The organism is Hoeflea prorocentri (assembly GCF_027944115.1).
In the GTDB taxonomy this organism is placed as follows: Bacteria; Pseudomonadota; Alphaproteobacteria; order Rhizobiales; family Rhizobiaceae; genus Hoeflea_A; species Hoeflea_A prorocentri.
The window spans coordinates 2525514-2551880 of the sequence record NZ_JAPJZI010000001.1 but is presented as its reverse complement, the minus strand read 5'-3'; the positions used below and the strand labels follow the sequence as shown (position 1 = coordinate 2551880).

The window sequence follows — 26367 nt, the reverse complement described above, 5'->3', positions numbered from 1 at the left end:
ATGGTCAACCGGTTGCTTCAGATCATCACACCGGGCGTATCCTGCGCCGCAAAGCACTGTGATGAATGAGGCTGCCGGACAAGGTGTTCGTGTCAATCAGTTGACCGGCATTGGCCTCAAGCTGGCGTCCGTTGTCTTCTTTGTTGCCATGGCAACCTGCGTCAAGGCGGCGGGCGACGGCGTTCCGCCTGGGCAGATCGTCTTTTTCCGCTCTTCGATGGCGATGATACCCGTGCTGATCTATCTGGCGGCGCGGCGGCAGCTATCAACGGCTTTTGTTACCAGGTATCCGCTTCGCCATATCTGGCGGGGCATGGTTGGTGTCGCGGCGATGGGCTTCGGTTTCTACGGGCTGACACAATTGCCGCTGCCGGATGCGATCGCTCTTGGATATGCCAGGCCGCTGCTGATGGTGGTTCTGGCCTCGCTTGTACTGGGTGAGACGATCAGGGTCTATCGCTGGTCTGCGGTCACCGTCGGCCTTGTGGGCGTCATGGTCATATCCTGGCCCTTGCTGACGATTTTCGACGGAGAGTTCTGGCAGAACGGTCAGACACGAGGCGTGGTGGCTGTTCTTGTCTCCGCCTTTCTTGTCGCATTCGCCATGATCCTCGTTCGCCGTCTCGTCGAGACCGAGCGCACGCCCACCATCGTGCTTTACTTCTCGCTGTCGGCAACCATGTTGTCATTGCTTTCGCTGCCTTTTGGCTGGGTGCCGCTTGACGCTCGCATGCTGACCCTGTTGATCATGGCGGGAGTATTGGGTGGTCTGGGACAGATCCTTCTGACTCAGAGCTATCGACATGCGGAGGTATCGACCATCGCGCCGTTCGAATACACGTCGATCGTCTTCGGCATCGTAATCGGTTATTTCCTCTTCGGCGATATACCGCAATGGTCCATGATTATCGGAACCGCCATCGTGGTTGGCGCGGGTCTCTACATCATTGTCCGTGAGCATCGTCTGGGCGTGGAGCGCAGGGCAGGGCGGCGGTTCACGACGCCGCAGGGATAGCGGTATTACTGACTATCGGGTGACTGTTCGTCTTCCGAAACAAGTTCCACGCGCGGATCGAGTTCATAGGTCTGCGGCGTTTGCGCCCGGGCGACGGGAATGGCCTGGAAATCGACGCGCTCTTCTTCCTCAGCCTGTGGTCTGCGGAACGTGCGGTAATAGGCATAGCCGCCGTAGGCCGCAAAGGACACGCCGATCACTGCAAACAGCGCGCGGCTTCCGAACTGGTCCATCAATAGGCCCGAAATCGGCGGGCCGAGCATGGTGCCCACACCATAGACAATCAGCAAGCCACTGGAGACAGAGACAAACTCGTCCGCCTGAGCGTAGTCATTGGCGTGCGCGACGACGAGCGAATAGATTGGAAAGAGCACCGAGCCGAGCAGGAACATCGACAACAAGAAGAGAAAGATACCACTTGTTCCGACAATCAGGGTGAACAGGCACATACAGGTGCCGATGATGCCAGCGACCATCATCATGTACCGACGGTCCATCCTGTCGGACAGTCGTCCGAGCGGTATCTGGAAGAGAGCGCCGCCGATCATGGCAATGGCGAGCATGGTTGCGCCGGTCGCTGTCGAAAGGCCGTTGGACTGTGCGAACACCGGTGCAAGGTTGTGCCATGCCCCGGCGATCACACCGGCCAGAACAGCGCCGACAACGGCAGCCGGTGATTTATAATAGAGGCCGCGTACGTCGACCGATACCTGCGTCAGTGGCTGCGGAGACTGGGCGCTGGAAAGGCCCGTCGGCATCAAGGCGAGGGCATAGATGATCGCGCAGACCATAAAAAGGGTCGCGGTCATCGGGTTGCCGAGGGGCACCATGAACTGACCGGCCATCAATGCGAGCATGGCAACGACCATGTAGATCGAAAAGACCGTTCCCCTGGTCTCGTTCGTCACCCTTTCGTTCAGCCAGCTTTCGATCACCATATACCCGCCGGCAATGGAGAAGCCGGCAAGGCCGCGAAAGGCGATCCAGGCCAGGCTGTCGACTATGAGCGCATGCATGAGCAACGATATGGACATCAGCGCTGCAAGCACCGCGAACACCCGGACATGGCCGACTCTCAGGACAAGACGCGGCACGATGAAGCATCCTGCGGTGAAGGCGACGGCATAGCCCGTGCCGATCATCGAGATCTCGAATGTCGACCAGCCCTCCTGCACGGCGCGCAGAGGGATCAGGTAACCTGAAAGTCCGCTGGCCAGCAGCATGAAGAACGCTGAAAGAAGAAGGCTCGCTATCGGAACGATGCTGCTTGCCATGACATCAACACTCCGCATCACCGGCGATTTATGCCGGATAGTCGAATACCGGGCGACACGCGAGTTTGACGCGTCTGCCTGATCGTCAACCATGCCAGATGGTCAAGCCGTACGCGCTCCAAATCGCGACATGGGCATCAAAAAACTTTGCCGACTTTTTTAACGCCTGCCGGTGGGCTTCGGCCCGTTCTTTTTAACCGTCAAAAGTGTCGAGACGGTCGCGAACTGACAGGAAATCCTGCCATGACAGCCGCTTCTGTGCCGGGTTGCGCAGCAGATAGGCCGGATGAAGGGTCGGCAGGGCAGGGATGCCCGTGTCGCTATTGGGATGGTATTGCGACCACGTCCCGCGCATGGAAAGAATGCCCCGGGTTGTTCCGAGCAACGCCTTGGTCGAGACATTTCCCATCAAAACCACGACCTTGGGCGCGACAAGCTCCACATGGCGCTCGATGAATGGTCGGCACAATTCGATTTCAAGCGGCGTCGGAGTGCGGTTCCCAGGCGGGCGCCAGGGGATCATGTTGGTGATGTAACATCCCGTTCGGTCAAGATCGATTGCCTTGAGCATCCGGTCTAAGAGCTGTCCGGCACGGCCGACAAAAGGCAGGCCTTGGCGATCCTCATCGCGCCCCGGTGCTTCACCGATGAACATGACCGGCGCTTGCGGATTGCCATCGGCAAAGACGGTGCTGCGTGCGCCGAAGCGCAGATTGCAGCCATTGAAAGAAGCAAGCGCGTCCTTCAGTGCTTCGATTGTCTCGGCCTTGCGCGCTGTTTCGCGGGCATCGGTGATGACAGCCTCGTCGGGCACCGTGGCTTCCACCGGCTGGCGCGCTGGTGCCGCGGGTGATTGCCGGGACTGCCCGGCCGCTTGCTTTTCCGGTTGCGGTGAAGCTTCAACAGGTGCTGAAGGCCGGGGTTTTGTTATCTCGGTAAACCGGTTGATTGCTTCGTCAGCCAACGTGCAGTCAACGCCCGCTTCGCCATAAAAATGCAAAAGCGTCGCAAGCTCGCCGTCTGAGGGCGGTTGTTTCAAGTCCGCGTCGTTTGAAACCATGATGCGTTTCTAGACCGTTTCACCTCATCTGAGAAACGGTCTTTTCCGGCCGCCTGTGGATGACGGCGCCGGACTGGTCGACCATTCGAGCGGCGACATTTCGTCTCTTTTCACGGTAAGAGATTGACGTTTACGTCAAAGTAAATAGAAGGAACGGTGGTCGGAACGATTCTAAGTGATTGCACCTGCTATCGTGAAAGGCTATTGGCGAAGGAATGGACAGCGCGCATATGCCTTGACCTGTTGGAGGAGTTGAAAATGAGCGACGAATTCGAGATGCCCGAACGCGAGAGCATGGAATTCGATGTTGTCATCGTCGGAGCAGGTCCTGCCGGGCTTTCGGCAGCAATCCGGCTGAAACAGGTCAACCCGGAATTGTCCGTCGTGGTGCTGGAGAAGGGGGCCGAAGTCGGCGCTCACATTCTTTCCGGCGCCGTTATGGATCCGGTAGGTGTCGACCGGCTTATCCCTGACTGGCGCGATGATCCGGACCACCCGTTCAAGACCGCTGTCAACAAGGACCATTTCCTGGTTCTTGGCCACTCCGGTTCCATCACACTGCCGAATTTCATGATGCCGCCGCTGATGAACAATCACGGCAATTACATCGTTTCTCTCGGTAATGTCTGCCGCTGGCTCGGAGCCAAGGCCGAGGAACTGGGAGTTGAAGTCTATCCTGGTTTTGCCGCAACCGAAGTGCTTTACAACGACGCTGGCGCCGTCATGGGTGTGGCAACCGGTGACATGGGTGTCGGACGGGATGGAAAGCCCGGCCCCAATTTTGCCCGCGGCATGGAACTTCACGGCAAATATGTGCTGATCGGCGAGGGTGTGCGCGGTTCGCTCGCGAAGCAGTTGATTGCCCGCTTTGATCTGGAAGCAGACAGAGAACCGCAGAAATTCGGTATCGGGATCAAGGAACTCTGGCATGTCGATCCGTCCAAACATCGCCAGGGTCTGGTGCAGCATTCCTTCGGCTGGCCGCTGAATGGAAAAACCGGCGGTGGCTCGTTCCTCTATCATCTTGAGGATAATCAGGTTGCTGTAGGGTTCGTGCTTCACCTGAATTACAAGAATCCCTACCTCTCACCCTTTGAGGAATTCCAGCGCTTCAAGACCCATCCGTCGATCGCGCCGACCTTCGAGGGCGGAAAGCGGATTGCCTATGGCGCCCGCGCCATTACGGAAGGCGGTTTCCAATCCGTACCCAAGCTGACGTTCCCCGGTGGCGCGCTGATCGGATGTTCAGCCGGCTTCGTCAATGTGCCCCGCATCAAGGGATCGCACAACGCGATGCTGTCGGGTATGCAGGCCGCCGAACACGTCGCCGAAGCGATCGCTGCCGGCCGCTCCGCTGACGAGATCAGCGGCTATGAAGAGGCCTGGCGCGACAGCGATATCGGCCGTGATCTGAAGAAGGTCCGCAACGTCAAGCCGCTCTGGTCGAAACTCGGCACGGTCTTGGGTGTTATGGCCGGCGGGTTCGACATGTGGTGCAATACGCTGTTCGGAGGCTCTGTCTTCGGCACAATGAAACACGGCAAGGCGGATTACGCCGCTCTCGAACCGGCCAGCAAGCACAAAAAAATTGACTATCCGAAACCGGACGGTGTTTTGACATTCGACCGTCTGTCGTCAGTGTTCCTTTCCAACACCAACCATGAGGAAGACGAGCCGGTCCATTTGCAGCTTCAGGACGCCGCGCTTCAGAAGTCTTCCGAGCACGATGTCTTTGCCGGTCCGTCGACCCGCTATTGTCCGGCCGGTGTCTATGAATGGGTTGAGGAAGACGGCGCAGAGCCGAAGTTCGTCATCAATGCGCAGAACTGCGTGCACTGCAAAACCTGCGATATCAAGGACCCGAACCAGAACATCAACTGGGTGCCGCCTCAGGGCGGTGAAGGCCCGGTCTATCCGAATATGTGATCCTTTATACTGTTCGGTGTTTGGCGCCTGTGCGCCAAACACTTTATATTATCGATTTAAGCATTAAGCTGCTCCGGCAAACAGAGCCTTGGCGTCGAACCGGAGTACGCATGAACATTTCACGATTTGCACTGCTGATGGTGGTGTTCATAGATATCATGGGTCAGGGGCTGATGTATCCGCTGATCTCATCGATCCTCCTCGATACCAGCCGGACATTCCTGCCTCACGATATGCCGGAAGCCGCCCGCGAGGTGCGCTACGGCATTGTCATCGGTCTTTTCTTCATCTCCTGGTTCTTCGGCGCGGCGTTCATATCGAAACTATCCGATTATATCGGCCGCAAGACCGGGATCATCATTTGCCTTACGGGCATGTTGACCGGTTACATGCTGACCATCCTGGCCTTGATGACGTCGAGCTTCGTTCTGCTTGTTGTCGGCCGGATTGTTGCCGGATTTACCGCGGGAAATCAGCCGATTGCGCAGGCCGCGCTCATCGATATGGCCAGCGGACCGGAGGAAAAAGGCCGCTTCATGGGCTACATCGCCGCTGCCGCCGCCGGCGGCCTGATGGGTGGCCCCATTATCGTCGGGGTTCTGGGCAGTACGGCCTTGCTTGGAAGTTTTGCCTCGCTGCAACTTCCAGCCTATTTCGCCGCTTTTATTGTCTTGATCAACCTGTTGCTCATCCAGTTCTATTTTAAGGAAACGCTGAAGAAGCGCCGCAAGATCGACTTCGGGCTATCGGAGGTGTTCCTGACGCTTTGGCGGGTTGCAAAGCACCCTGTTGTCGCAAGGCTCAGCGGTGTCTTCTTTTTCGCCGTCCTGGGGCTGAACTGCTTCTTTATCTTCCTTGATAACTATGTGCACTCAAAGTTCGGGTTTGGCACATTTTCGTCCAGCGCCATCCTGGTCGTCGCGGGTGCCGCCATGGCCTTCGGCAGCACGGTTCTCCTTGGGCCGGTTCTTGAACGCTTCTCCCAGATCAGGATCGTGACCGTCACCGTCATTATCATGGCTGCATCGCTGGCACTGTTCATATGGAATCCGGTCCCGGCGCTGTCCTTTGTCCTGGTTATTCCGATCCTGTGTGCGTTCTCCATTACCTATCCGACACTCCTGCTGATGTTTTCCGAGACGGTGGATGAAACGGAGCAGGGCTGGGTCATGGGCGTGACCATAGCACTCTTCACGCTTGGTTCGGGTTCGATTTCGCTGATTGGCGGGCTGACCATGGCCACGGACCGCGATCTTCCATTCCTGATCGGCATCGCCGCTTTTGTCGTCGCACTGATCCTGGTCGCCACGGCCTGGCGGTCTCATGCGGTCGTTCAACTCGATCCGAAAAACCGTAAGGCCTAAAGCGTCAGCCCCCGGGTTACTGGAAGGCCGGCTCAAAGAAGCTGCGCAGCTTGCGGGAATGAAGCCGTTCAGGCGGCATCGCGGCCAGTTTTTCAAGCGCCAATATGCCGATCTTCAGGTGCTGATTGACCTGTGTGCGATAAAAATCCGTCGCCATGCCAGGAAGCTTCAGTTCGCCGTGCAGCGGCTTGTCGGAGACGCAAAGCAACGTTCCATAGGGCACGCGGAAGCGGAAGCCGTTTGCCGCAATGGTTGCCGATTCCATATCCAGTGCGATGGCCCGAGACTGGGAAAGCCGGTGAACCGGCCCGCTCTGATCGCGCAGTTCCCAGTTTCTGTTGTCGATGGTCGCGACGGTGCCCGTCCGCATGATGCGCTTCAGGTCATAGCCCTCGAAGCCCGTCACCTCGGCCACAGCCTCCTGCAGCGCGACCTGGACTTCCGCAAGGGCCGGGATCGGAACCCAGACGGGCAGATCGTCGTCCAGAACGTGGTCTTCGCGCACATAGGCATGCGCAAGCACGTAGTCGCCAAGCTGCTGGCTGTTGCGCAGTCCGGCGCAATGGCCAAGCATCAGCCATGAATGCGGCCGCAGGACAGCAACATGGTCGGTGATCGTCTTGGCGTTAGACGGGCCCACGCCGATATTGATCATCGTGATGCCGGAATGGTCCTTGCGTTTGAGGTGGTAGGCCGGCATCTGCGGCAGACGGGCAGGGCCCGAGGCCGGGTTCGGCGTGATGTCCCCGGCGCGCGTGATAACATTGCCGGGTTCGACAAAGGCCTCGTATCCGCCGCCGCCATCGGCCATCAGCATCTTGGCGAGAGCGCAGAACTCCTCCACATAGAACTGGTAGTTGGTAAAGAGCACGAAGTTTTGAAAATGCTCTGCCTTGGTGGCCGTGTAGTGGGACAATCTGGCAAGCGAATAGTCGATCCGTTGCGCTGTGAAAGCCGCCAGCGGCAGCGGTCCGCCCAGATCGGGGTCATAGGTGCCATTGACGATCGTATCGTCGGTAATGTTCAGGTCGGGCGCGTCGAACACGTCGCGTAGCGGTGCTGACAGATTGTTGGCAAAGGACGCGTCAACATTTGCATCTTCACCCAATGCAAAGTGTAGAGGGATCGGCGTATCCGATTCATCGACGACGACCTCCAGGTCGTGGTTTTTGATCAGAAGCTCGAGTTGCTGCTCCAGATAGCTGCGGAAGAGCTCCGGCCGGGTGATGGTCGCCGTGTAATTTCCGGGCGCCGTCACATGGCCGTAGGAGAGCCGGCTGTCGACATGTGTAAAGCTGGAGGTTGAGACCCTGACCTGCGGATAGAAGGCGCGGTAGCGCTTGGCTGTCTGTGCGCCGGCGGTGCCGAATTCCTGGAAACGGTCCCGCAGGAAGCCGGTATTGCGGCTGTAAAGTGCGCTCAGAGCATCAACGGCGTCTTTTGCGTGCGAGAAGGATTTTTGTTTCTCAGTCGGCGGTGTGTCGACTGCCAACTGACTATTTTGTCTGATTCGAGTGTCCATGCGCTAATATAGTCATCCGCGCGTGACATGAAAACGACCGCAACCTTGTTGCACCAATATTCTCTCACGAAGCTTAACGGTTGCGCTGCAGGCTGACGAAGATCACAAGGCCGGCGCCCTTCATGCTCGCTTTGTCGGGGCCAACCTGTGTGGCGGCAAATCCGGCAACGGGGCCAATGAAAAACGTGCTGACGAGGCAGATGCGCAGCATGGTTGCGATGAAATCTGTGGCGTTGGCAAACATTTTGCTCTCCAGGGCTCAGTTGTTTTTCGGACCGGTGCAGGGGCCGTTTTCCGTGCTGATGCAGGGAACCGGCTGTCCGGCGACCCACGAAGGGCTGTGCCTTTCCTGATGTCCCACCGCATAGGCAACCAGACCTGCGCAAACAGCGAAGATCAGGCTGATCAGAATGAAGCGGCGTGTCAGGTTGGCGATCATGTCGTGGTCCTTTGTGCGTCTGTTGAAAAGACTATGCACAAACGGCGCTGAACCATTCCTGAGGGCTGCGTTCATCTGGCGTTCAAGAACGTTAAGCCAAAGAAACCAGAAGCATTGGGGCCGCCGGATAGGGACTACGGCAAAGCCAGGTTTCCATTGGGCCTCATGTGCCCTATCTCTGGTCTGTCGGAAATCGGAGACGGAAATGGCTGAACAGAAACTGCCAATTGAGCTTTACTACTGGCCAACGCCCAATGGCTGGAAAATCACGATTATGCTGGAAGAACTTGGTGTGCCTTACGACATCAGGTTTGTGAATATCGGAAAGGGGGAACAATTCGAGCCCGAGTTCCTGAAGATTGCGCCCAACAATCGCATGCCTGCAATTGTCGATCCGGAGGGGCCGGGCGGTGAACCCGTGTCGGTTTTCGAATCCGGCGCGATCCTGCAATATCTGGGCCGCAAGTTCGGCAGGTTCTATCCGACCGATGAGCGCAGCCGCATTGCGGTGGAGGAATGGCTGTTCTGGCAGATGGGCGGTCTCGGGCCTATGGCCGGGCAGGCGCATCATTTCAGGCAATATGCGCCAGAGGAAGTACCCTATGCGATTGACCGCTACACGAATGAAGTCAACCGGCTCTACGGGGTGATGAACACGCGCCTCGGCGAACACGAATACCTGGCCGGTGACTATTCGATTGCGGATATGGCCTGTATCGGATGGGTGGTTCCCTTTGAGCGCCAGGGACAGAGAATTGAGGATTTTCCAAACCTCAAGCGCTGGCACGACGCCATGATGGCGAAGCCGTCGGTGAAGAAAAGTCTTGAGATCGGCAAGGATGAGCGCGCAAGAAGCAACATCGCCGATGACAAGGAAGCCCAGAAGGTTCTCTTCGGTCAACGGGCGCGATAGGCGCACGTACAAAGATGTCAGGACGGCGGTGTTGCGTCAGGCGCACATCGCCGTAACTCTTACTTCGTGCCTCAGGTCAGGGTCTGGCAGATCAGACCGCCAGACACCCAGCCGCCGATTTTCAGTCCTCCTCCGCTCACGATGCTTCACAACGGTCAATAAAAGACCACCCCAAAACCGCAGGAATTGGAGGTTTTGGACTGGAGATGCTTGGAAAAATTTCGCCGGCAATGATCCCTTTGGTTAGCGATTGGTTGAAATCCAAAAGGTTCAATTTGAGTAAAATTCTTCGCAATACCCTGTGCGGCGGGATTTTCGATGATTAATAAAAATTCAAATTTACCAATAGTTTGAACTTTATTTGCTCGAAATTAAGCATGCCGTTTAACGCTGGATTCAATCCCCCTGGGGCAAACTCCACCCATCAGATCGAAACCGGAAAACCGGTGACGCAACAAGAGCTCTCAGAAGCTTGACAGGGTAAATGCAGTTTATTTGACGGGGACTTGAAATGGCACGTTTTGAAATCTTGGATCAGCAGTTGGCAACCATGGGCGGCGATGCCGAGGCTGACATTTTTTGCGAAATGGGACTGATGTATGCAGCCGGCCGCGATTGCGCCATGGATCATGTCGCAGCCCATAAATGGCTGAACATTGCAGCAATCAAGGGATCGCAACGCGCAGCCGAGCTCAGGGCCGACCTTGCCCTGAGCATGAGCAAGTCGGATCTTGCCGAGGCCCTCCGCTCCGCTCGTGAGTGGATGACCATGCACTGACCGGCATCGGCGACGTTGATCGAAAGAGGGTCCGCCCATGGGGTAGGGCCCTTTTTTGCGGGATGTTTTTGGTTGCAGACCTCCGAAATATGACTGGAGGTCAGAAAATGAAAATCAAGAGCCTTCTTCTCGGCTCCGCTGCGGCAATGCTCGCAGTCTCCGGCGCTTCCGCAGCAGACGCGATTATTGCTGCAGAGCCGGAGCCCGTTGAATATGTTCGCGTCTGCGACGCATTCGGCGCTGGCTACTTCTACATCCCGGGCACGGAAACCTGCCTGAAAATCAGCGGTTTCGTCCGCATGGACTTGGGCTTTGCAAGTGACACGGACAGCTACACATCGACTGTTCGTGGTCGTGTAAACTTCCAGGCTAAAGAAGACACCGAGCTCGGCGTGTTGCATGCCTATGTTCGTCTTCAGGGTGACTCAAGCCCATCAGACGGTGTGTTCGACCCGAACGATCCGATTGGACCTACGGATAACCTGAATAACGGTGCAGCTTACGATGCCGGTGTTGTCCTTGACCAGGCTTACGCTGAACTCGGCGGCCTGATCTTCGGTTACACCGAAACCACATGGGTTAGCTCCAAGAACGGCGGTGCATCGGGCTTCGGTTCGCACTCCGACAATGGTCTTGCTTACGGTTACTCGCAGGCCAACCAGATCGGTTACAACTTCACCGGTGGAAACTGGTTTGCAGCGATCTCGGCCAACGACGACGGCGATGCTTCAACCTACATGCCTGACATCACGGGTCGTGTCGGTGGCGTCTTTGCCGGCGCAACGGTCTATCTGGCCGGTGGTTATGACCAGTCTGCAGAAAACTTCGGCCTGAAACTCGGTCTGAACACCGACATCGGCCCGGCCGGCAACCTGATCGTTCAGGGTTTCTATGCTGACGGTCCGTCTCGGTACGGCGCGAATGCGTCTCCGGTTGGCGTTGCGGCAATAAACGGCCTCGGCGTAGCAACCACCCACACACCTGAGTGGTCAATCCTCGCATCCTACCAGCACCAGTTCGCTCCGAACTTCAAGGCTTCGATCGGTGGTCAGTATTCTTCTGATTACTATGTCGTACCGCTTGCTGGTACTGCGCCGCTTGGTAGCGCCAACTCCGGCATCGACTCCTGGGCAGTTGAAGGTGTTCTCGTCTGGAACCCGGTTGAGAACCTCGAGGTTCGTGGTGAAGTTCGCTACACAGATTTCCAGAGCAGCGCAGCTGTAGGATACCTGGGCGGCGACAGCACGACGGGTCTGTTCCGTCTGCAGCGTAATTTCTAAGCTGCTGACTGGCTAATCCATAGCCGCTTCGGCGGCTGTGGAAAATTTTATAAGGGAATGCCTGGTAGATTTATTCTGCCGGGCTTCTCTTTTTGTTTCAGATATTTCTTTTATTATCGATAAACTTCGATTTTTTTTAAATTAGAAAAACAACTGGAAGTCGAGGTTATCGATCAACAGTAAGTTTGATAAAATGTACGAAAATAGAAACGATACGTTAGTTGAGCTATGGGAAAGGTATTCGAGCCTTTTATGGGAGGATAGTAAGCACAAAGAAGCCTGTGGCACTTATATTGATGAAATTCATAGGTTTATGCTGAAAAGCGGACATAAAAACTATGACAATGTTCTGCTTGACAAGCTCACGGTCCATTTTCGTCAAAAAGGCAATCGCAATTCTACCATCAACCGTAAGTTTGCAAGCCTCTCGAAGATATTACGTAAGCACCATCGAAACGGCGAGCTTGGTCGTCTGCCTGAGTTCAAAAAGCTGCCTGAACGAAATGCCCGTATTCGGTTTTTTACTCCGGATGAAGAACAGAATATGCTGAACGAGCTTGAGGAAATTGATCCTCATTATGCCCAGCTAAGCAGGTTTCTGGTGGAATCCGGCGCGCGAATAGGTGAGGCGCTGAAACTAAACTGGTGCGACATAGATGGGGACTACGTCACATTCTGGGAGACAAAGTCGTCACAGCCCAGGACCATCCCGCTCAGTGAGAGAGCTCGTAAGGTGATTGCCGAGCAGCGCAAAAAGCGATCACGCAAATCGGGTCCGTTTCAGGATATTCCCTATTACAAGTTCCGTGGTGGATGGAACTCAGCCAAAGAGCGGACACATATGCGTGACGACCGTAACGTCGTGCCCCATGTATTACGACACACTTGCGCATCACGGCTTGCCCAATCCGGCGTCGATATCAAACGTATTCAGGAGTTCCTCGGGCACCGTACACTCAGCATGACGCTGCGCTACGCACACCTCTCCCCCAAACACCTCGATGTGTGTGCCGAAGCGCTTAACAACTTCAAATCCTGACTTTGGCGCTCCGCCGCGCCCGTCAATTCAGTAAGACAAAATTCTTGCAAAGAAAAAGCCCGGCAACAAAGCTGCCGGGCTTCAAGAGCTTGTTCTGTTAAGCGAACTTAGAAGTTGCGCTGCAGACGGAAGATACCGGTTGTAGCGTCGCCGCCGGCAAAAGCGCCGGATTCAGTAACGCCACTGGAGAAGTCCGTGTAGCGAACTTCACCGCGAACCTCGAGGTTTTCAACCGGGTTCCAGACCAGAACACCCTCAATCGCCCAAGAGTCGATACCTGAGTTGGCGCTTCCGAGAGTGCCAGTACCCTGCAGCGGAGTGAAGTAGTAGTCAGAAGAGTACTGACCACCAATGGAACCCTTGAAGTTCGGAGCGAACTGGTGCTGGTAGGACGCGATAACTGACCACTCGGGTGTATATGTGGTGGAGTTGTTAAACTGGAGAATTCCAGTCGGTGAGTTGTTAGCGCCCCAACGAGTCGGACCGTCAGCATAGAAGCCCTGAACAATCAGGTTGCCGGCCGGGCCGATATCGGTGTTCAGACCGAGTTTCAGCCCGAAGTTCTCCGCAGACTGGTCATAACCACCGGCCAGGTAGATCGTTGCACCGGCAAAGACGCCGCCAACACGACCCGTAATGTCAGGCATGTAGGTTGTCGTATCGCCATCGTCGTTGGCAGAGATTGCTGCAAACCAGTTGCCACCGGTGAAATTATAACCGATCTGGTTGGCCTGCGAGTAACCATAAGCAAGACCGTTGTCGGAGTGCGAACCAAAGCCCGATGCACCGCCGTTCTTGGAGCTAACCCATGTGGTTTCGGTGTAACCGAAGATCAGGCCACCGAGTTCAGCGTAAGCCTGGTCGAGGGCAGCCGGAGGATCGTAGGTGGAACCATCATTCAGATTTGCAGTGCCAGTATCGCCCTGAACACGAACATAGGCATGGAGAACGCCGAGTTCCGTGTCTTCCTTGGCCTGGATGTTCAAACGGCCACGGACATTGGTGCCGTAGCTGTCGTCGTTGCTGTTGAACTCGATGTCCATGCGGACGAAACCGCTGATTTTCAGGCAGGTTTCCGTGCCCGGGATGTAGAAGTAGCCAGCGCCGAATGCGTCGCAGACGCGAACATATTCAACGGGCTCCGGCTCTGCAGCAATAATCGCGTCTGCTGCGGAAGCGCCGGAGACTGCGAGCATTGCCGCAGCGGAGCCGAGAAGAAGGCTCTTGATTTTCATTTTCTGACCTCCAGTCAATTTCCTTTAATGGTCTGGGTGTTTGGCTGCGCTGCAGCGTTCCCTATCCCATCCCCAACTAAAAAGAAGATAAACGCCAATCCGTCCCTCTTCCGAGATTGAATTTAACCAAGGCATGTTGCGAAGCAATGAGGATTTTGGTTTCCACGGGCTTCCCGCTGGAGGTTGGGGTGTTGCTGTTGCACAAAAGACACGATTTCGACCGTCCCACCCCTAAACCCCTTAACGGCTGTTAATAAAATCCACCGGAATCGGACAAGAATCAACGGTTAGGGGAGGAGAATCGCTCTTTTCCGGTCCTTAGGGCAGATGTCGTGATTCGACTCGTTTGACGACGGACGGGCAGGGCGCGACATGGCTTTACCGGGACAATGATACCTGTCGCAGATGATCAGGATCGGACATACGGTGTGCCACAGGCCGCGCAGTTTTTGTGCTGCACGCAAAAAAACGCCACTTACTATGAAAAATTCTTGCGATGTTCCTGAACTCCCGGTAATCCGGGCGGGACCGGAGAGGTGGCCGAGTGGTCGAAGGCGCTCCCCTGCTAAGGGAGTATACCAGAGATGGTATCGAGGGTTCGAATCCCTTCCTCTCCGCCACTTCCATAGACAATTTCAATCAGACCCGTTCCGATCCGCTATGCCGTTGCTGCCAAGAGCCTTTGCGGCAAGGTGCTGGCTTAAAAAGACCCGGCCCGTCAGATGAGTGAGGAAATCGGTGCGTTCGAGCCGATCCATCACCGGTCCTTTGATTTCGCTGAGGTGGAATGAGACGCCCATGTCCTGAAGCCGGTGATTGACGGCCTCGAGCGATTCCAGCGCGCTCATATCGATCGCGTTGACAGCCGGACACATGAGGATGAAGTGCTCCAGTTCCGGTTGCCGCGAAACCAGATCAGACACGATGTCCTCCAGATAGCGGGCATTGGCGAAATAAAGGCTTTCATCCACCCGCAGTGTCAGCACCCTTGGCTCGGTGATGACCTTGTGACGCAGAATGTTTCTGAAATGCTCGGTCCCCGGCACGCGGCCAACCACCGCCATGTGCGGGCGCGAGGTCCGGTAAAGATGAACAAGGATGGAAATCAGCACGCCTGCGGTCACGCCAAGTTCGACACCAAGGCCGAGTGTAATGATCACAGTCGCCGTGACAGCGGCAAAGTCCGCTTTCGAGTAGCCCCATGCCTTCTTGATGATGGTGAAGTCCACCAGTGAGAGGACAGCGACAACGATTGTCGCGCCGAGCACGGCTTTTGGCAGGAAGAAGATGAGCGGCGTCAGGAACATGGCGGCAATGGCGAGGCCAACCGCCGTATAGGCGCCGGCAGCCGGTGTTTCGGCGCCGGCGTCGAAATTGACCACCGAACGGGCAAAGCCACCGGTCACCGGATAACCTCCGGAAAATGCGGCGCCGATATTGGCGGCGCCAAGCCCGATGAGTTCCTGGTCGGGATCAATGCGCTGGCGCCGCCGCGCCGCAAGCGTCTGGGCGACGGACACGGATTCCACGAAGCCGATCACCGATATGAGAATGGCCGCCGCTGCCAGATCGCCCCAAAGCGAAAGAGAAAAGGACGGCATGGTCAGCGGAGGCAGCCCCTGGGGAACGCTGCCGACGACCTGGACGCCGCGCTCAGCCAGGCTAAGCCCCCAGACGGCGAGAGTGGAAAGGGCGACGGCTGCAACAGGACCTGCCTTGGCGATCAGATCCGCAGGGCGTGGCTTCAGGCCAATGCGCATCAGAAGCGGCTTAAGGCCCCGCCGCGCCCAAAACAGAAAGCCGACTGCGGCAACTCCGATTACAAGAGTGAACGGATTGGTTTCGGGCAGCTTGCCGGCGATGGACAAAACAAGTTCCCAGAGATTGTGACCCGAGGCGTCGATCCCCAGAATATGCTTGATCTGGCTTGCGGCGATGATGATGCCGGTGGCCGAAATAAAGCCGGCAATGACCGGATGGGAAAGGAAGTTGGCGAGGAATCCCAACCGGAAGAGGCCGAGCAGAAGCAAAAGGCCGCCCGAAAGCAGCGCCAGCGTGAGGGCAGCCATCATGTAATCGGCAGAGCCGGGTTCGGCTATCTTGCCGACGGCGGCTGCCGTCATCAGCGAAACCACGGCCACCGGCCCCACGGCAAGGGCACGGCTGGTGCCGAAGATGGCGTAAAGAATGATGGGTGCGATCGATGCATAGATGCCCATCTGCGGCGGCAGGCCGGCTAACAGCGCATAGGCCAGCGACTGCGGAATCAGCATGATGGTGACAATGACCGCGGCCACCAGATCGTTGGTGGCCGCGTTCCAGCCATAGGACCGGCCCCAGTCAAGAAGCGGGATAAACCGGCGGAGATGTGAAAGACGGAGCTTGGCCATGCGTGGTTCCGGAGCGGGCAAAGGCTTGCGCCGCCCGGGCGAGGCGGCGCGATGGTTGTTTGGCAGTCGCGCAATCAGCCGACGGTTTCAGGTTTGGCGAGCCATTCCTTGCCGCGCAACATGGCGCGCCAGTAGATCGGCGGCAGGATCTTTTCCTTCAAGAGCCAGGCCGCACGGGACGGTTTCTTGCCGTTGATCAGCCATGTCGGCATGCTCGGCAGCAATTTGCCGCCGTAACCGAATTCCGCAAGGACGATTTTGCCGCGCTCGACGGTCAGCGGGCAGGAGCCGTAGCCATCATAATGGGCAATGGAGCTTCCAAGACCCAAATCGGTCAACACATTGTTCGCGACCGTGGGCGCCTGCTTGCGTGCTGCGGCAGCGGTCTTGGCGTTGGGCGCATTCATCACATCGCCCAGAGACCAGATGTTTTCGAACGTCTTGTGGCGCAGTGTGTTCTGGTCGACATCAACCCAGCCGGCCTCGTCGGCAAGCGGACTGACCCGGATGAAATCCGGAGCTGTTTGCGGCGGCACGACATGGATCATGTCAAATGGCATCTCGATCTCTCGGCTGCCATCTTCGCCGTCTGTTAACTCGAACCATGCCTTCTTGGCCGGGCCATCGATTCGGACCAGGCGGTGCCCGAATTTCAGGTGCGCATTGTAAAGCTCGACATAATCCATCAGAGCGGGAACATAGTCCTTCACCCCGAACAACACATTGCCCGAGTTGCAAAAGGAGATGTCGATCTTGTCGAGGATGCCCGAGCGCCGCCAGTGGTCGGCTGAGAGGTAAAGCGCTTTTTGCGGCGCGCCCGCGCATTTGATCGGCATCGGTGGCTGTGTGAAAACGGCGCGGCCGGAACGCAGGGAACTCACCAGCCTCCACGTATAGGGAGCAAGATCGTAACGGTAGTTTGAGGTGACGCCGTTTTTGCCCAGTGTTTCGACAAGACCGTCCACGCCGTTCCAGTCCAGCTTCAGCCCCGGCGCAACGATCAGACGCTTATATTTGACCACATGACAGCCGTCGAGAATGACCGCGTCGTTTGCCGGCTCGAAGGCCGAGACGGCGGCCTTGATCCAGTGCACGTCATGTGGAATGAGCGATGCCATGGTTTTTGCCGTCGTTGCCGCGTCAAAAATGCCACCGCCGACCATCGTCCATCCGGGTTGATAATAATGAATATCGGCCGGATCAATCAGGGCGATGTCCAGATCGCTCGAGCGGGCGCGCAGGCTTGATGCCACGGCAATCCCGGCTGCACCGCCGCCGATGATGACAACATCATGGCTCGTATCGGCCGTATCCGTCGGCGTCCTGCCGCCGTTCGCAATTCGCCGGACAACACCTGACATGTTATAGCCGGCCTTTGCTGTTGCTTCCAGAATGGAGGGCAGGGCGGCTCCGCGTGCCCCCTGGTCCAGAGACCACAGAGTTGCAGACCGCGTTCCCGACCGACAATAGGCGAGAACCGGTTTCGGCAGTGTGTCCATGGCGGAGCCGAACAGGGCTGCGTCTTCATCTCTCACCCTGCCGGTTTCGACAGGAATATAGCTGCATTCGAGACCACGTTTCTGCGCGGCCTTGCTGATTTCCTGGAAAGATGGTTGGTCAGCGCCTTCGCCGTCGGGCCGGTTGCATATGATTGAGCGGAAACCATGGCCAGCGATCTGTTCTATATCGCCAGGCTGAATCTGCGGGCTGACCGCCACGGTGCCGTTGATGTTCTTGATGTCCATTGATCGTATCCCGTGCCGAATGGCAAAACGCCGGGCCTTGTTGTCGGCCCGGCGGATTATTCGTTTCAGAGCGTGTTGACAGGAACCTTCAGCATGGGCCGGCCGTCCTTGTCGGTCGGCACTTCCCCGGCGCGCATATTAACCTGCAGCGATGGAATGATGAGCTTCGGCATGTCGAGCGTCGCATCGCGCTCTGTGCGGAAGCGCACAAACTCTTCCTCGGATCGGCCGCCGCCCACGTGGATGTTGTGGGCCTTTTCGTCCGCGACCGTCGTTTCCCAGCGGATTTCGCGTCCGTTGGGCCCATAATCGTGACACATGAAAAGCCGCATGTCGTCCGGCAATTCCAGAATTTTCTGGATCGACTGATAGAGCATTGCAGCGTCGCCGCCCGGGAAGTCGGCCCGGGCCGAACCGCCGTCGGGCATGAACAACGTGTCGCCCACAAAGGCCGCATTGCCCATGACGTGGGTCATGCATGCCGGCGTATGGCCAGGTGTGTAGATGACAAAAACACGCATGGATCCGACGTCATAGGAGTCGCCATCCTTGAACAAAGCATCGAACTGCGAGCCGTCGCGCTGGAATTCGGTGCCTTCGTTGAAGACTTTTCCGAACGTGTTTTGAACGACCATGATCTGATCGCCGATGCCGATCTTTCCGCCGAGCTTGTCCTGTATATAGGGTGCCGCGGAAAGATGATCGGCGTGGACATGGGTTTCGATGATCCACTCCAGATCAAGTTCGTTCTTCTGGATGAACTCGATGATGGCATCAGCATTGTCGTAGGTGATGCGGCCGGCAGCGTAGTCAATGTCCATTACGGAATCGACCACAGCGCAGGACTTGCTGGCCGGATCCTTGACGACATAGCTGATCGTGTTGGTGGCCGGGTCGAAAAAGGCTTCGACCTCAGGTTTGAGTGCCATGTTGACTTGGTAAGACATGATGATTTCCTCTGGTTCCTGCGTCGCGCTATGCGCGTACCGTGCGCGCCCGCGCATTGATGATTGTGCGCGTGACAGCAATTCCCGCGATCATGGCGCCCATAAAAAGAAATGTGCTGCCATACCCCAGGCCGATTGCCGGAATGGCTCCACCCGGGCAGAAACCGGTTATGCCCCAGCCGACGCCGAAAAGCGCTGAGCCGACAACCAGCCGGCTATCGATTTCCCTGTTTGTTGGGAGGCTGAACGCACCGGCAAGCAGGGGCTCTTTGCGCGTGCCGAATACAAATCGGTAGCCGATCGCTGTCGTAATGAGCGCGCCGCCCATGACAAAGGCGAGGCTGGGGTCCCACGTGCCTGCAAAGTCAAAAAAATTGAGGACCTTGGCAGGGTTTGCCATGCCGGACAGTGCGATACCGAGACCGAATATGATGCCGATAATCAAAGCTGTGGTGATCCGCATCGTCAGATACCTCCGGCGATGTGGCGCGTGGCGAAGACGGTGATTGCGGTCGTCGCCATGAAAACGCAAGTTGCCACAATCGAGCGCGGAGAAAGACGCGCCATTCCGCATACGCCGTGGCCACTGGTGCAGCCCGATCCGAGTGTAACGCCAACACCGACGATCACTCCGCCAATGGCAAGGGCTGCTGCGGAAACCGGTACGGCAAATGCGATTGATCCGCCGATGGCAGTATAAATGGCCGGTGCGGCTATCGCGCCAATGAGGAAGGCTGCACGCCACCCCCAGTCTGCCGAAACAGGCGGGATAACGCCCGCCAGGATTCCGGTCATCCCGGCAACCCGGCCATGCGTTGCCATCAACAGAATTGCAGCGATGCCGATGAGAACTCCGCCCGCAAGCGATAGGAAAGGGGTGAACTCTGTTGCCATATCAGTCAGCCTTGCAGGTGCGAATGCCAAGCAGGCGATAGAGTGGACAGAAGCGCACGAGCCCGGTTGCGGCAAGAATGATCCCGATAACGGGAATTCCCCACAACATGGCCGGGTTCTGCCAGATTGGCGATTGGAAGAGCCAGGGGGCGGCGATGAGGATGATGCCGACGAGCAGCCGGACAATCCGGTCGGCCGTTCCGACATTGGCTGTTTTAAACATCGGGAAACGCTCCGTTCGTTAATCTTGAAGACGATATATATGCGAAAAAACTAATATTCAATATTAGAATATTAAAACATACAAAAAATACAATGCGACAATTTTAAGATAGCCCGTCAGTCCGCACCGACCGGTGAGGGCGGCTGCGAAGCGATGATCCAGCGGGGTGATGGCTGTGGTCAGCGGTCGGGTTTGCAGTAGAGATCGTAAAGGGTCTTCACCAATGTGGAAACGGCGTCATCAGCGATGCTGTAATAGATCATGCGCCCCTCGCGCCGGGCTGCCACCATGCCGTCAAAACGAAGGCGGGCAAGTTGCTGGGAGACGGTTGCCTGCGGCATTGCCAGTGCCTTTTCAAGATCCGAAACGGACCGCTCGCCCTGCGAGAGGATACACAAAATCACCAGCCGCGTTTCATGGGCAATCGCCTTGAGTCTCTCCCTGGCCTTGCGTGCCTGCACGAGCATCGATTCGCGATCGTCCTTGCTCATATCCGCGGTGAACTTTGGTAGTGACATGAATGGTCCGGGTCCGTGTTCCAGGTGGCGCAAAAGGTATAATTCATGGCGGCGGCATGCAACACAGACCTGCGACGATGATTTTCTATGATTGAAGTGCGGACATTGAAGCAAAGGCTCGCTGCTCCATCTTGGTCTCAGTCTGGAGGACAAACATGGGATTAATGCTGAACGGGACCTACCTTGCCGAAGATCCGCAACCCGATAGCAGGGAGGATGGCGAGTTCCGCCGCGCCAAAAGCACGATCAGGAACTGGATCACCAGGGACGGTTCTGCCGGCCCGACGGGGGAGGGTGGTTTTACCCCGCAACCCGGCCGCTATCACCTTTTCCTGGCCTGGAACTGTCCCTGGGCACACCGGGCATTGCTTGCGCGTACCTTCAAAGAGCTTGATGATGCCGTCAGCGTGTCTTTTGCAGCACCTCGAAGAACCGAAGATGGCTGGATATTCGAGGCAGAAGGAGACTACGCCGAGGGCCTTTTTGGTGCGTCGGCCTTGCATGAGATCTATGCACGTGTCGCACCGGCCTATACGGGACGTGTGACGGTTCCGGTTCTTTGGGATCGTGAACGCAATATTGCTGTGAGTAATGAGTCTGCCGATATTGTGCGTATGTTCAACGAAGCCTTTGACACCGGGCTCGAACTCTTTCCGCAAGATCAATCCGAGAACATTGAGCGCTGGAACAGCCTCATTTATTCGACCGTAAACAACGGCGTCTATCGCGCCGGCTTTGCCCGTACGCAAAAGGCCTACAATGCTGCTGTGCGGGAGGTTTTCGAAACGCTTGACAAGATTGAAGACCAGCTATCGCAAAGCAGGTACCTGACGGGCGATGCATTTACGGAATGCGATTTGCGCCTTTTTCCGACACTGGCGCGGTTCGACGTTGCATATCATTACGCATTCAAGTGCAATTTGAAGCGGCTTCAGGACTATCCAAACCTTTGGGCCTATGCGCGTGACATCTACCAGATGCCAGGTGTTGCGCAGACGGTGCGTTTTGAAATCTACAAACAGGGATACTTTTCGCCGAGCCCTTTGCGAAATCCTTTGGGTATCGTGCCGGCAGGCCCGATGATTGATTGGTCCGGCCCGCACGGCCGCGGCTGACCGGCAAAGCATCGCTTACCGATCTTGACTCAGCTGGCCCGGACCGTCACACGGGAAAGGGGTTTCACTGAAGAGCGGTTGATGCGTAAGAAGGCCTTCATTATCCATCTGACACGAGCAGAGGCTCGCCGGCCCTTCGTCGATCGGCTGATTGACGCCTGTCCCATGGATGCCGCAGTTGTTGAGGGTGTCGATGGAGCTGCGCTGAAACCGGAAGACATCGAGGCCGTCTACAGTCCTGGGCTTCGCCAGCCCCACTATCCGTTTGCCTTGCGAGAAGCCGAGATTGGCTGTTTTTTGAGCCATCGCGCCTGCTGGAGGCGAATTGTCGAGGACGGCCTGGACTATGGGTTGGTTCTCGAGGACGACGCAACGATCGATGCCTCCAATATCGGGCCGGCAGTGGCTTTCGCCGAACGCCACATTGCGGAGCTTGGTTACATCCAACTGCCGGTCAGGAAGACGCCTGCGAACGCACTCGTCAGATATGAGAGTGAAGGGATGAAGCTTCTTGCGCCGCAGGTTGTTCCGTTGCGTCTTTCCGGCCAGTTGATCAGCGTAGAGGCAGCAAAACGTCTGTTGTACGTCACGGAGGTTTTTGATCGGCCGGTCGATACACTGCTTCAAATGCACTGGTTCACAGGCATCCGGCCGGTCATACTTGATCTGCCGGTCCTTCAGGACAACAGCCAGGCCGCAGGCGGCAGCACCATTGGAAGCGGCAAATCGCCGTGGGAGCGGCTGGACCGCGAGGTACGCCGTTTCATCTATCGCAGAAAGATTGCCCGGCTCTCACGCCGCAAACCTGCCTCTTCCTGAAAGAGTCGAATTGATGCCGAACGTTCACACGTCCAGCTCTTGGAGCCGCAGCGCCGCATTCTTTTCATAGTCGGCAAATGCGAGTGCCTTTTCGGCATTGCCGGTCAGAGCTTTGTGTTTCTGTTTAAAAAGCTGTGCCGAGGCTGACGTGATGGCGTTTTTGATCTCTTCTTCGCTGCGGCAAATGATCATGCCCTCCGGGTCGAAATAGCGTTCAATATCGGGTGCACCCCAGTAAATCGGCAATGTGCCGCACAGCAAGCTGTCGAGCAGTTTTTCCGTGAAATAACCCTCTTCCCGGCAGTTTTCTATAACGACGGAAAAGCGGTAGGGCAGCAGTCCTTCTTCCTTTGTATCGATCTTTCGATAGGCGAGGCCCAAAAGGTCGATATCAAGCGCGTTTTTTTCACTCCATTGCGCGATCTTGTGGCGCAGGGCGTGCCCTTCCAGTTTCGTCTTGGTCGAAGCGATCAGCGACATATGTCTTGTTTTGTCAATGCGGCCGTCCGGACTGGGTTTCACCCAGGCCCCGCCAAAAGGCATGACCAAAACATTTTTCGCCTTTGTTTCCATTAAGGGCCGGTGCGTGATGATCCGGTAAAAGCGGCGCTGCATAATGATGGCCGTCAGATATTTGCTCCACTGCAGGGCGTAGGGTTCCGCAATCAGCAGGGAGACCCGGCATCTCACGTGCTTTCGGTTGGCAAAGAAGGATTTGGAGCGCGGATAGATAATCAGATGATCCTGCGGCTCCAAATCGGCCACCGTTCCTGCTGCCGGTGGTTCGGAGAGCGGCCAGCGCAGTGCACTCAAGGGGGCGTCAGCCAGCCTGCCGCGCAGTTTGTATTCATAAGGCAGTATGGCAATCTTCATGCACAAGCCCTTGTGGTGATCACAGCGGTTCATACTGACAAATCCGGCAACCGCAAGACGAAAAGCGCTTGCACATGGATGTGTCCGCACAGGCCGGCCTGCCTGCATCGAAAAAACCGCCGACATTTCAATCGGGCCGCTGTTCCGATTAGTGAAACAGATCGGGCAGTCGGGAGGTTTCACTGGTAACAGGGCTCCAAATCAGTATTAAGAGCGCATTCTCCGATTACAAACACAAACGATCCATGGAGCAAAAGATGGGCAAGGGCGCAGGTCACGACGCACGCAGGTTGCGGTCACGGGAATGGTTCGACAATCCGGACAACCCGGACATGACCGCGCTCTATCTTGAGCGCTATCTGAATTACGGGCTGACACGCGAAGAGCTCCAGTCCGGCCGCCCCATCATCGGCATTGCTCAAACCGGATCCGATCTTTCGCCGTGCAACCGTCCACATCTGGAATTGGCGCTGAGGGTGCGCGAGGGTATCCGCGAGGCAGGCGGCATTGCCATCGAGTTTCCCGTCCATCCCATCCAGGAAACCGGCAAGCGCCCGACCGCATCTCTTGACCGCAACCTGGCATATCTCGGGCTTGTCGAGGTCCTCTACGGTTATCCGCTCGACGGTGTCGTGCTGACAACGGGATGCGACAAGACAACACCGGCCTGCCTGATGGCGGCGGCGACGGTGGATCTGCCGGCCATTGTGCTGACCGGAGGTCCGATGCTGAACGGCTGGTTCCGCGGTGAGCGCGCAGGGTCGGGAACCGTTGTATGGAAGGCCCGCGAACTGCTGTCGGAGGGCAAGATCGACTATGAGACATTTATTGAAATGGTCTCAGATTCCGCACCGTCCATCGGCTACTGCAATACGATGGGAACCGCGACGACGATGAACACGCTCGCCGAAGCGCTTGGCATGTCGCTGCCAGGATGCGCATCGATCCCGGCGCCCTATCGTGAGCGCGGCCAGATCGCTTATCAGACCGGCAAGCGGATCGTCGACATGGTGCATGAAGACCTTAAACCGTCCGACATCATGAAGCGCGAGGCATTTGAAAACGTCATCGCCGTCAATTCCGCGATCGGCGGGTCTACCAACGCGCCGATACACATCAACGCCATCGCACGTCATGTGGGTGTCGAATTGAGCGTGGATGACTGGGAAGCGCACGGGCTGGACATACCGCTGATCGTCAATCTGCAGCCCGCTGGTGAATATCTCGGCGAGGATTTCCACCGTGCGGGCGGTGCGCCGGCGGTCATCGGCGAACTGATCAGAAACGATTTGATCCATGAGGATGCGGTCACGGCCAATGGCAGGACCATCGGGGAGAACTGCCGCGGGGTGGAAAGTCAGAACGACGATGTCATCATGCGCTTCGACAAGCCGTTGAAACAAAGCGCCGGCTTCAAGGTCATGCGCGGCAATATTTTTGACGCCGCCATCATGAAGCTCAGCGTCATCTCGGAGACATTCCGGGAGCGATATCTGTCCGACCCGGAAAGCCCCAATGCATTCGAGGGCAGGGCGATTGTCTTTGACGGGCCCGAGGATTACCACGAAAAGATCGACGATCCGGCACTCGGCATCGACCAGAACTGTATCCTTTTTATCCGTGGCACCGGGCCGATCGGTTATCCGGGTGCTGCCGAAGTCGTCAATATGCGCGCGCCGGATTACCTTCTCAAAAGAGGTGTGCGCGAACTGCCCTGCATAGGCGACGGTCGCCAGTCCGGCACGTCCGGCTCTCCGTCCATTCTCAATGCTTCTCCGGAGGCTGCGGCAGGGGGCGGGCTGGCGCTGCTTGCCACCGACGACAGGGTCAGGATCGATCTGTCGGACGGAAGCGTCAACATGCTGGTGGATGAGGGCGAGCTTGAACGCCGCCGCTCCGAACTCGAAGCCGCAGGCGGCTACCAATATCCGGCATCACAGACGCCGTGGCAGGAGCTGCAGCGCGGCGATGTGGATCAATTGTCGGAAGGAATGGTTCTCAAAAGCGCGGTGAAATACCAGCGCATAGCCGCCAAGGGGATGCCGCGCGACAACCACTGACCTGTTCTATTTCTTTTCGGCCTTGCGTAGAAAGGCGGCGATGGCTCTCGGCAGCTCACCCACATGCAGAAGCGGCGCATGGCCCTGGCCCTTTGCGATATGAACCTCCATGTCCGGATTGCGCTGCGCCATTTCCTCGACCGTTTCCTGCGTCAGCAGTGACGAATTCTCGCCACGAATGGTCATCAACGGGATGTTCCTCAGCCCGTCAAACTGCGGCCAAAGGGTGGGAAGGGGAACGTTGAGATCAATGTCGTGCAGCATATCGACAAGGGCGCGGTCGAAACGGGGCACCACTTTTCCCTTCCGCTCCTCAAAGCTTCCCTCGGCAAGGTCACGCCAATCCTGGTTTGACAACGCGCTGAAAGCGGTTCCCTGCAACCCTTTCATGGTTTCGGCAACGTCCGAGAGGCTCGAGGGCTGTTTGAGCCGGTCATGATAGGCCATGATTTGCGCCAGTCCCGTTCCCTCAATAGCCGGTCCGGCATCATTCAATATCGCCGATGACATGATGCCGGGCCGCATGGCGGCCAGTACATGAATGACGAGTGCGCCGCGCGACGTTCCGATAATCGCCGCGTGGTGGATTGAAAGCGCCGCGCAACCGGCGAGCAGGTCGTCGGTCTCTACCTGTATGGAATAGTTGGATTTGTCCTTGTCCCGGTCCGACAGGCCGCGACCGCGGTAATCGAAACAGATGACCCGGCGTGGCGCCGCCTCGCTCTTTGACAGGATCAGCGCTAGATCGTGAAAATCCGCACTGTTGCGCATCATGCCGGCAAGACACACCACCGGTGCATGATTTTCCGTCCCCGGACGGCCACGGCCGTAATCCCGGGCTGCCAGGCGCAGCCCGTCACTGGCAGAATAGAAAACCTGCTCATAATCGTTGTTGGCGCCTGTTTCGGCGGCATCATTCATGGCTTGCCCCGCTATCG

General features: G+C 57.0%; 24 protein-coding genes, 1 tRNA gene and 1 pseudogene. 11 read left to right on the top strand and 15 right to left on the bottom strand.

Going from position 1 to position 26367, the window contains the following annotated elements; translation table 11 throughout:
• Positions 1 to 61: 61 nt before the first annotated feature.
• Positions 62 to 1015, top strand: coding sequence for a DMT family transporter (locus OQ273_RS11975; protein ID WP_267990735.1), 954 nt, complete (start codon positions 62 to 64; stop codon positions 1013 to 1015).
• A 5-nt stretch (positions 1016 to 1020) separates the two neighbouring features.
• On the opposite strand, the gene OQ273_RS11970 is transcribed toward OQ273_RS11975, so the two are convergent.
• Both OQ273_RS11970 and OQ273_RS11965 read right to left on the bottom strand, forming a co-directional pair.
• Complete coding sequence (locus OQ273_RS11970; RefSeq protein WP_267990734.1) at positions 1021 to 2289, bottom strand: MFS transporter; 1269 nt, start codon at positions 2287 to 2289, stop codon at positions 1021 to 1023.
• A gap of 193 nt (positions 2290 to 2482) precedes the next feature.
• Positions 2483 to 3349, bottom strand: a complete 867-nt coding sequence (locus tag OQ273_RS11965) for a uracil-DNA glycosylase (RefSeq protein ID WP_267990733.1) — start codon at positions 3347 to 3349, stop codon at positions 2483 to 2485.
• A gap of 258 nt (positions 3350 to 3607) precedes the next feature.
• On the opposite strand from OQ273_RS11965, the gene OQ273_RS11960 reads away from it, so the two are divergent.
• On the top strand, positions 3608 to 5275 hold the full coding sequence (locus OQ273_RS11960; RefSeq protein WP_267990732.1) for an electron transfer flavoprotein-ubiquinone oxidoreductase: 1668 nt from the start codon (positions 3608 to 3610) through the stop codon (positions 5273 to 5275).
• Positions 5276 to 5385: 110 nt separating this feature from the next.
• Positions 5386 to 6639: an MFS transporter gene (locus OQ273_RS11955; RefSeq protein ID WP_267990731.1), complete on the top strand. Its 1254-nt coding sequence runs from the start codon at positions 5386 to 5388 to the stop codon at positions 6637 to 6639.
• 16 nt (positions 6640 to 6655) lie between these two features.
• Here the strand turns inward: OQ273_RS11955 and OQ273_RS11950 are convergent, their stop codons facing one another.
• From OQ273_RS11950 to OQ273_RS11940, 3 genes are all read right to left on the bottom strand, one after another.
• Entirely contained in the window at positions 6656 to 8161 is a 1506-nt protein-coding gene (locus OQ273_RS11950) for an AMP nucleosidase (RefSeq protein ID WP_267990730.1), read from the bottom strand.
• Between the two features lie 73 nt (positions 8162 to 8234).
• Complete coding sequence (locus OQ273_RS11945) at positions 8235 to 8405, bottom strand: hypothetical protein (protein ID WP_267990729.1); 171 nt, start codon at positions 8403 to 8405, stop codon at positions 8235 to 8237.
• Between the two features lie 15 nt (positions 8406 to 8420).
• On the bottom strand, positions 8421 to 8600 hold the full coding sequence (locus OQ273_RS11940) for a hypothetical protein (protein WP_267990728.1): 180 nt from the start codon (positions 8598 to 8600) through the stop codon (positions 8421 to 8423).
• Positions 8601 to 8805: 205 nt separating this feature from the next.
• On the opposite strand from OQ273_RS11940, the gene OQ273_RS11935 reads away from it, so the two are divergent.
• The 4 genes from OQ273_RS11935 (at position 8806) to OQ273_RS11920 (ending at position 12610) form a co-directional block, all read left to right on the top strand.
• Positions 8806 to 9513, top strand: a complete 708-nt coding sequence (locus OQ273_RS11935; RefSeq protein ID WP_267990727.1) for a glutathione S-transferase N-terminal domain-containing protein — start codon at positions 8806 to 8808, stop codon at positions 9511 to 9513.
• 511 nt (positions 9514 to 10024) lie between these two features.
• A complete protein-coding gene (locus OQ273_RS11930) occupies positions 10025 to 10291 on the top strand; it encodes a sel1 repeat family protein (protein WP_267990726.1) in 267 nt (88 codons plus the stop codon).
• A 107-nt stretch (positions 10292 to 10398) separates the two neighbouring features.
• The gene (locus OQ273_RS11925; RefSeq protein WP_267990725.1) at positions 10399 to 11571 is read left to right on the top strand and encodes a porin; all 1173 of its coding nucleotides are present in this window, start codon (positions 10399 to 10401) and stop codon (positions 11569 to 11571) included.
• Positions 11572 to 11764: 193 nt separating this feature from the next.
• Complete coding sequence (locus OQ273_RS11920) at positions 11765 to 12610, top strand: site-specific integrase (RefSeq protein ID WP_267990724.1); 846 nt, start codon at positions 11765 to 11767, stop codon at positions 12608 to 12610.
• Positions 12611 to 12849: 239 nt separating this feature from the next.
• On the opposite strand, the pseudogene OQ273_RS11915 reads toward OQ273_RS11920, so the two are convergent.
• Positions 12850 to 13845 (bottom strand): annotated as a pseudogene (locus OQ273_RS11915) (porin); the annotation flags it as partial.
• Between the two features lie 530 nt (positions 13846 to 14375).
• Here OQ273_RS11915 and OQ273_RS11910 point away from each other — a divergent pair.
• Positions 14376 to 14465 (top strand) — tRNA-Ser (locus OQ273_RS11910).
• A gap of 15 nt (positions 14466 to 14480) precedes the next feature.
• On the opposite strand, the gene OQ273_RS11905 is transcribed toward OQ273_RS11910, so the two are convergent.
• From OQ273_RS11905 to OQ273_RS11875, 7 genes are all read right to left on the bottom strand, one after another.
• Positions 14481 to 16235, bottom strand: a complete 1755-nt coding sequence (locus OQ273_RS11905) for a SulP family inorganic anion transporter (RefSeq protein WP_267990722.1) — start codon at positions 16233 to 16235, stop codon at positions 14481 to 14483.
• Between the two features lie 74 nt (positions 16236 to 16309).
• The gene (locus OQ273_RS11900) at positions 16310 to 17980 is read right to left on the bottom strand and encodes a bifunctional protein tyrosine phosphatase family protein/NAD(P)/FAD-dependent oxidoreductase (RefSeq protein WP_267990721.1); all 1671 of its coding nucleotides are present in this window, start codon (positions 17978 to 17980) and stop codon (positions 16310 to 16312) included.
• Between the two features lie 65 nt (positions 17981 to 18045).
• On the bottom strand, positions 18046 to 18927 hold the full coding sequence (locus OQ273_RS11895) for an MBL fold metallo-hydrolase (RefSeq protein ID WP_267990720.1): 882 nt from the start codon (positions 18925 to 18927) through the stop codon (positions 18046 to 18048).
• Between the two features lie 28 nt (positions 18928 to 18955).
• Positions 18956 to 19390, bottom strand: a complete 435-nt coding sequence (locus OQ273_RS11890; RefSeq protein ID WP_267990719.1) for a DUF6691 family protein — start codon at positions 19388 to 19390, stop codon at positions 18956 to 18958.
• A gap of 2 nt (positions 19391 to 19392) precedes the next feature.
• On the bottom strand, positions 19393 to 19821 hold the full coding sequence (locus OQ273_RS11885; RefSeq protein ID WP_267990718.1) for a YeeE/YedE family protein: 429 nt from the start codon (positions 19819 to 19821) through the stop codon (positions 19393 to 19395).
• Between the two features lies 1 nt (position 19822).
• Entirely contained in the window at positions 19823 to 20044 is a 222-nt protein-coding gene (locus OQ273_RS11880; protein ID WP_267990717.1) for a YgaP family membrane protein, read from the bottom strand.
• 179 nt (positions 20045 to 20223) lie between these two features.
• Positions 20224 to 20562 (bottom strand): ArsR/SmtB family transcription factor, encoded by a 339-nt coding sequence (locus OQ273_RS11875; RefSeq protein WP_267990716.1) that lies wholly within the window; start codon positions 20560 to 20562, stop codon positions 20224 to 20226.
• A gap of 155 nt (positions 20563 to 20717) precedes the next feature.
• Here OQ273_RS11875 and OQ273_RS11870 point away from each other — a divergent pair, with 155 nt between their 5' ends.
• Both OQ273_RS11870 and OQ273_RS11865 read left to right on the top strand, forming a co-directional pair.
• A complete protein-coding gene (locus tag OQ273_RS11870) occupies positions 20718 to 21677 on the top strand; it encodes a glutathione S-transferase family protein (RefSeq protein WP_267990715.1) in 960 nt (319 codons plus the stop codon).
• A gap of 81 nt (positions 21678 to 21758) precedes the next feature.
• Positions 21759 to 22496 (top strand): glycosyltransferase family 25 protein, encoded by a 738-nt coding sequence (locus OQ273_RS11865; RefSeq protein ID WP_267990714.1) that lies wholly within the window; start codon positions 21759 to 21761, stop codon positions 22494 to 22496.
• A gap of 24 nt (positions 22497 to 22520) precedes the next feature.
• Here OQ273_RS11865 and OQ273_RS11860 read toward each other — a convergent pair whose 3' ends face one another.
• Entirely contained in the window at positions 22521 to 23369 is an 849-nt protein-coding gene (locus OQ273_RS11860; RefSeq protein WP_267990713.1) for a glycosyltransferase family 10 domain-containing protein, read from the bottom strand.
• A gap of 257 nt (positions 23370 to 23626) precedes the next feature.
• Between OQ273_RS11860 and OQ273_RS11855 the strand changes: the two genes are divergently transcribed.
• Complete coding sequence (locus OQ273_RS11855; protein ID WP_267990712.1) at positions 23627 to 25429, top strand: IlvD/Edd family dehydratase; 1803 nt, start codon at positions 23627 to 23629, stop codon at positions 25427 to 25429.
• Between the two features lie 6 nt (positions 25430 to 25435).
• Here OQ273_RS11855 and OQ273_RS11850 read toward each other — a convergent pair whose 3' ends face one another.
• Entirely contained in the window at positions 25436 to 26350 is a 915-nt protein-coding gene (locus OQ273_RS11850) for an alpha/beta fold hydrolase (protein WP_267990711.1), read from the bottom strand.
• Between the last annotated feature and the right edge of the window lie 17 nt (positions 26351 to 26367).

What these genes read in the sequence shown, in the direction of transcription:
- OQ273_RS11975 (WP_267990735.1), top strand. Translation starts at nt 62, where the DNA reads ATGAATGAGGCTGCCGGACAAGGTGTTCGTGTCAATCAGTTGACCGGC.
- OQ273_RS11970 (WP_267990734.1), bottom strand. Translation starts at nt 2,289, where the DNA reads ATGGCAAGCAGCATCGTTCCGATAGCGAGCCTTCTTCTTTCAGCGTTC.
- OQ273_RS11965 (WP_267990733.1), bottom strand. Translation starts at nt 3,349, where the DNA reads ATGGTTTCAAACGACGCGGACTTGAAACAACCGCCCTCAGACGGCGAG.
- OQ273_RS11960 (WP_267990732.1), top strand. Translation starts at nt 3,608, where the DNA reads ATGAGCGACGAATTCGAGATGCCCGAACGCGAGAGCATGGAATTCGAT.
- OQ273_RS11955 (WP_267990731.1), top strand. Translation starts at nt 5,386, where the DNA reads ATGAACATTTCACGATTTGCACTGCTGATGGTGGTGTTCATAGATATC.
- OQ273_RS11950 (WP_267990730.1), bottom strand. Translation starts at nt 8,161, where the DNA reads ATGGACACTCGAATCAGACAAAATAGTCAGTTGGCAGTCGACACACCG.
- OQ273_RS11945 (WP_267990729.1), bottom strand. Translation starts at nt 8,405, where the DNA reads ATGTTTGCCAACGCCACAGATTTCATCGCAACCATGCTGCGCATCTGC.
- OQ273_RS11940 (WP_267990728.1), bottom strand. Translation starts at nt 8,600, where the DNA reads ATGATCGCCAACCTGACACGCCGCTTCATTCTGATCAGCCTGATCTTC.
- OQ273_RS11935 (WP_267990727.1), top strand. Translation starts at nt 8,806, where the DNA reads ATGGCTGAACAGAAACTGCCAATTGAGCTTTACTACTGGCCAACGCCC.
- OQ273_RS11930 (WP_267990726.1), top strand. Translation starts at nt 10,025, where the DNA reads ATGGCACGTTTTGAAATCTTGGATCAGCAGTTGGCAACCATGGGCGGC.
- OQ273_RS11925 (WP_267990725.1), top strand. Translation starts at nt 10,399, where the DNA reads ATGAAAATCAAGAGCCTTCTTCTCGGCTCCGCTGCGGCAATGCTCGCA.
- OQ273_RS11920 (WP_267990724.1), top strand. Translation starts at nt 11,765, where the DNA reads ATGTACGAAAATAGAAACGATACGTTAGTTGAGCTATGGGAAAGGTAT.
- OQ273_RS11905 (WP_267990722.1), bottom strand. Translation starts at nt 16,235, where the DNA reads ATGGCCAAGCTCCGTCTTTCACATCTCCGCCGGTTTATCCCGCTTCTT.
- OQ273_RS11900 (WP_267990721.1), bottom strand. Translation starts at nt 17,980, where the DNA reads ATGGACATCAAGAACATCAACGGCACCGTGGCGGTCAGCCCGCAGATT.
- OQ273_RS11895 (WP_267990720.1), bottom strand. Translation starts at nt 18,927, where the DNA reads ATGTCTTACCAAGTCAACATGGCACTCAAACCTGAGGTCGAAGCCTTT.
- OQ273_RS11890 (WP_267990719.1), bottom strand. Translation starts at nt 19,390, where the DNA reads ATGCGGATCACCACAGCTTTGATTATCGGCATCATATTCGGTCTCGGT.
- OQ273_RS11885 (WP_267990718.1), bottom strand. Translation starts at nt 19,821, where the DNA reads ATGGCAACAGAGTTCACCCCTTTCCTATCGCTTGCGGGCGGAGTTCTC.
- OQ273_RS11880 (WP_267990717.1), bottom strand. Translation starts at nt 20,044, where the DNA reads ATGTTTAAAACAGCCAATGTCGGAACGGCCGACCGGATTGTCCGGCTG.
- OQ273_RS11875 (WP_267990716.1), bottom strand. Translation starts at nt 20,562, where the DNA reads ATGTCACTACCAAAGTTCACCGCGGATATGAGCAAGGACGATCGCGAA.
- OQ273_RS11870 (WP_267990715.1), top strand. Translation starts at nt 20,718, where the DNA reads ATGGGATTAATGCTGAACGGGACCTACCTTGCCGAAGATCCGCAACCC.
- OQ273_RS11865 (WP_267990714.1), top strand. Translation starts at nt 21,759, where the DNA reads ATGCGTAAGAAGGCCTTCATTATCCATCTGACACGAGCAGAGGCTCGC.
- OQ273_RS11860 (WP_267990713.1), bottom strand. Translation starts at nt 23,369, where the DNA reads ATGAAGATTGCCATACTGCCTTATGAATACAAACTGCGCGGCAGGCTG.
- OQ273_RS11855 (WP_267990712.1), top strand. Translation starts at nt 23,627, where the DNA reads ATGGGCAAGGGCGCAGGTCACGACGCACGCAGGTTGCGGTCACGGGAA.
- OQ273_RS11850 (WP_267990711.1), bottom strand. Translation starts at nt 26,350, where the DNA reads ATGAATGATGCCGCCGAAACAGGCGCCAACAACGATTATGAGCAGGTT.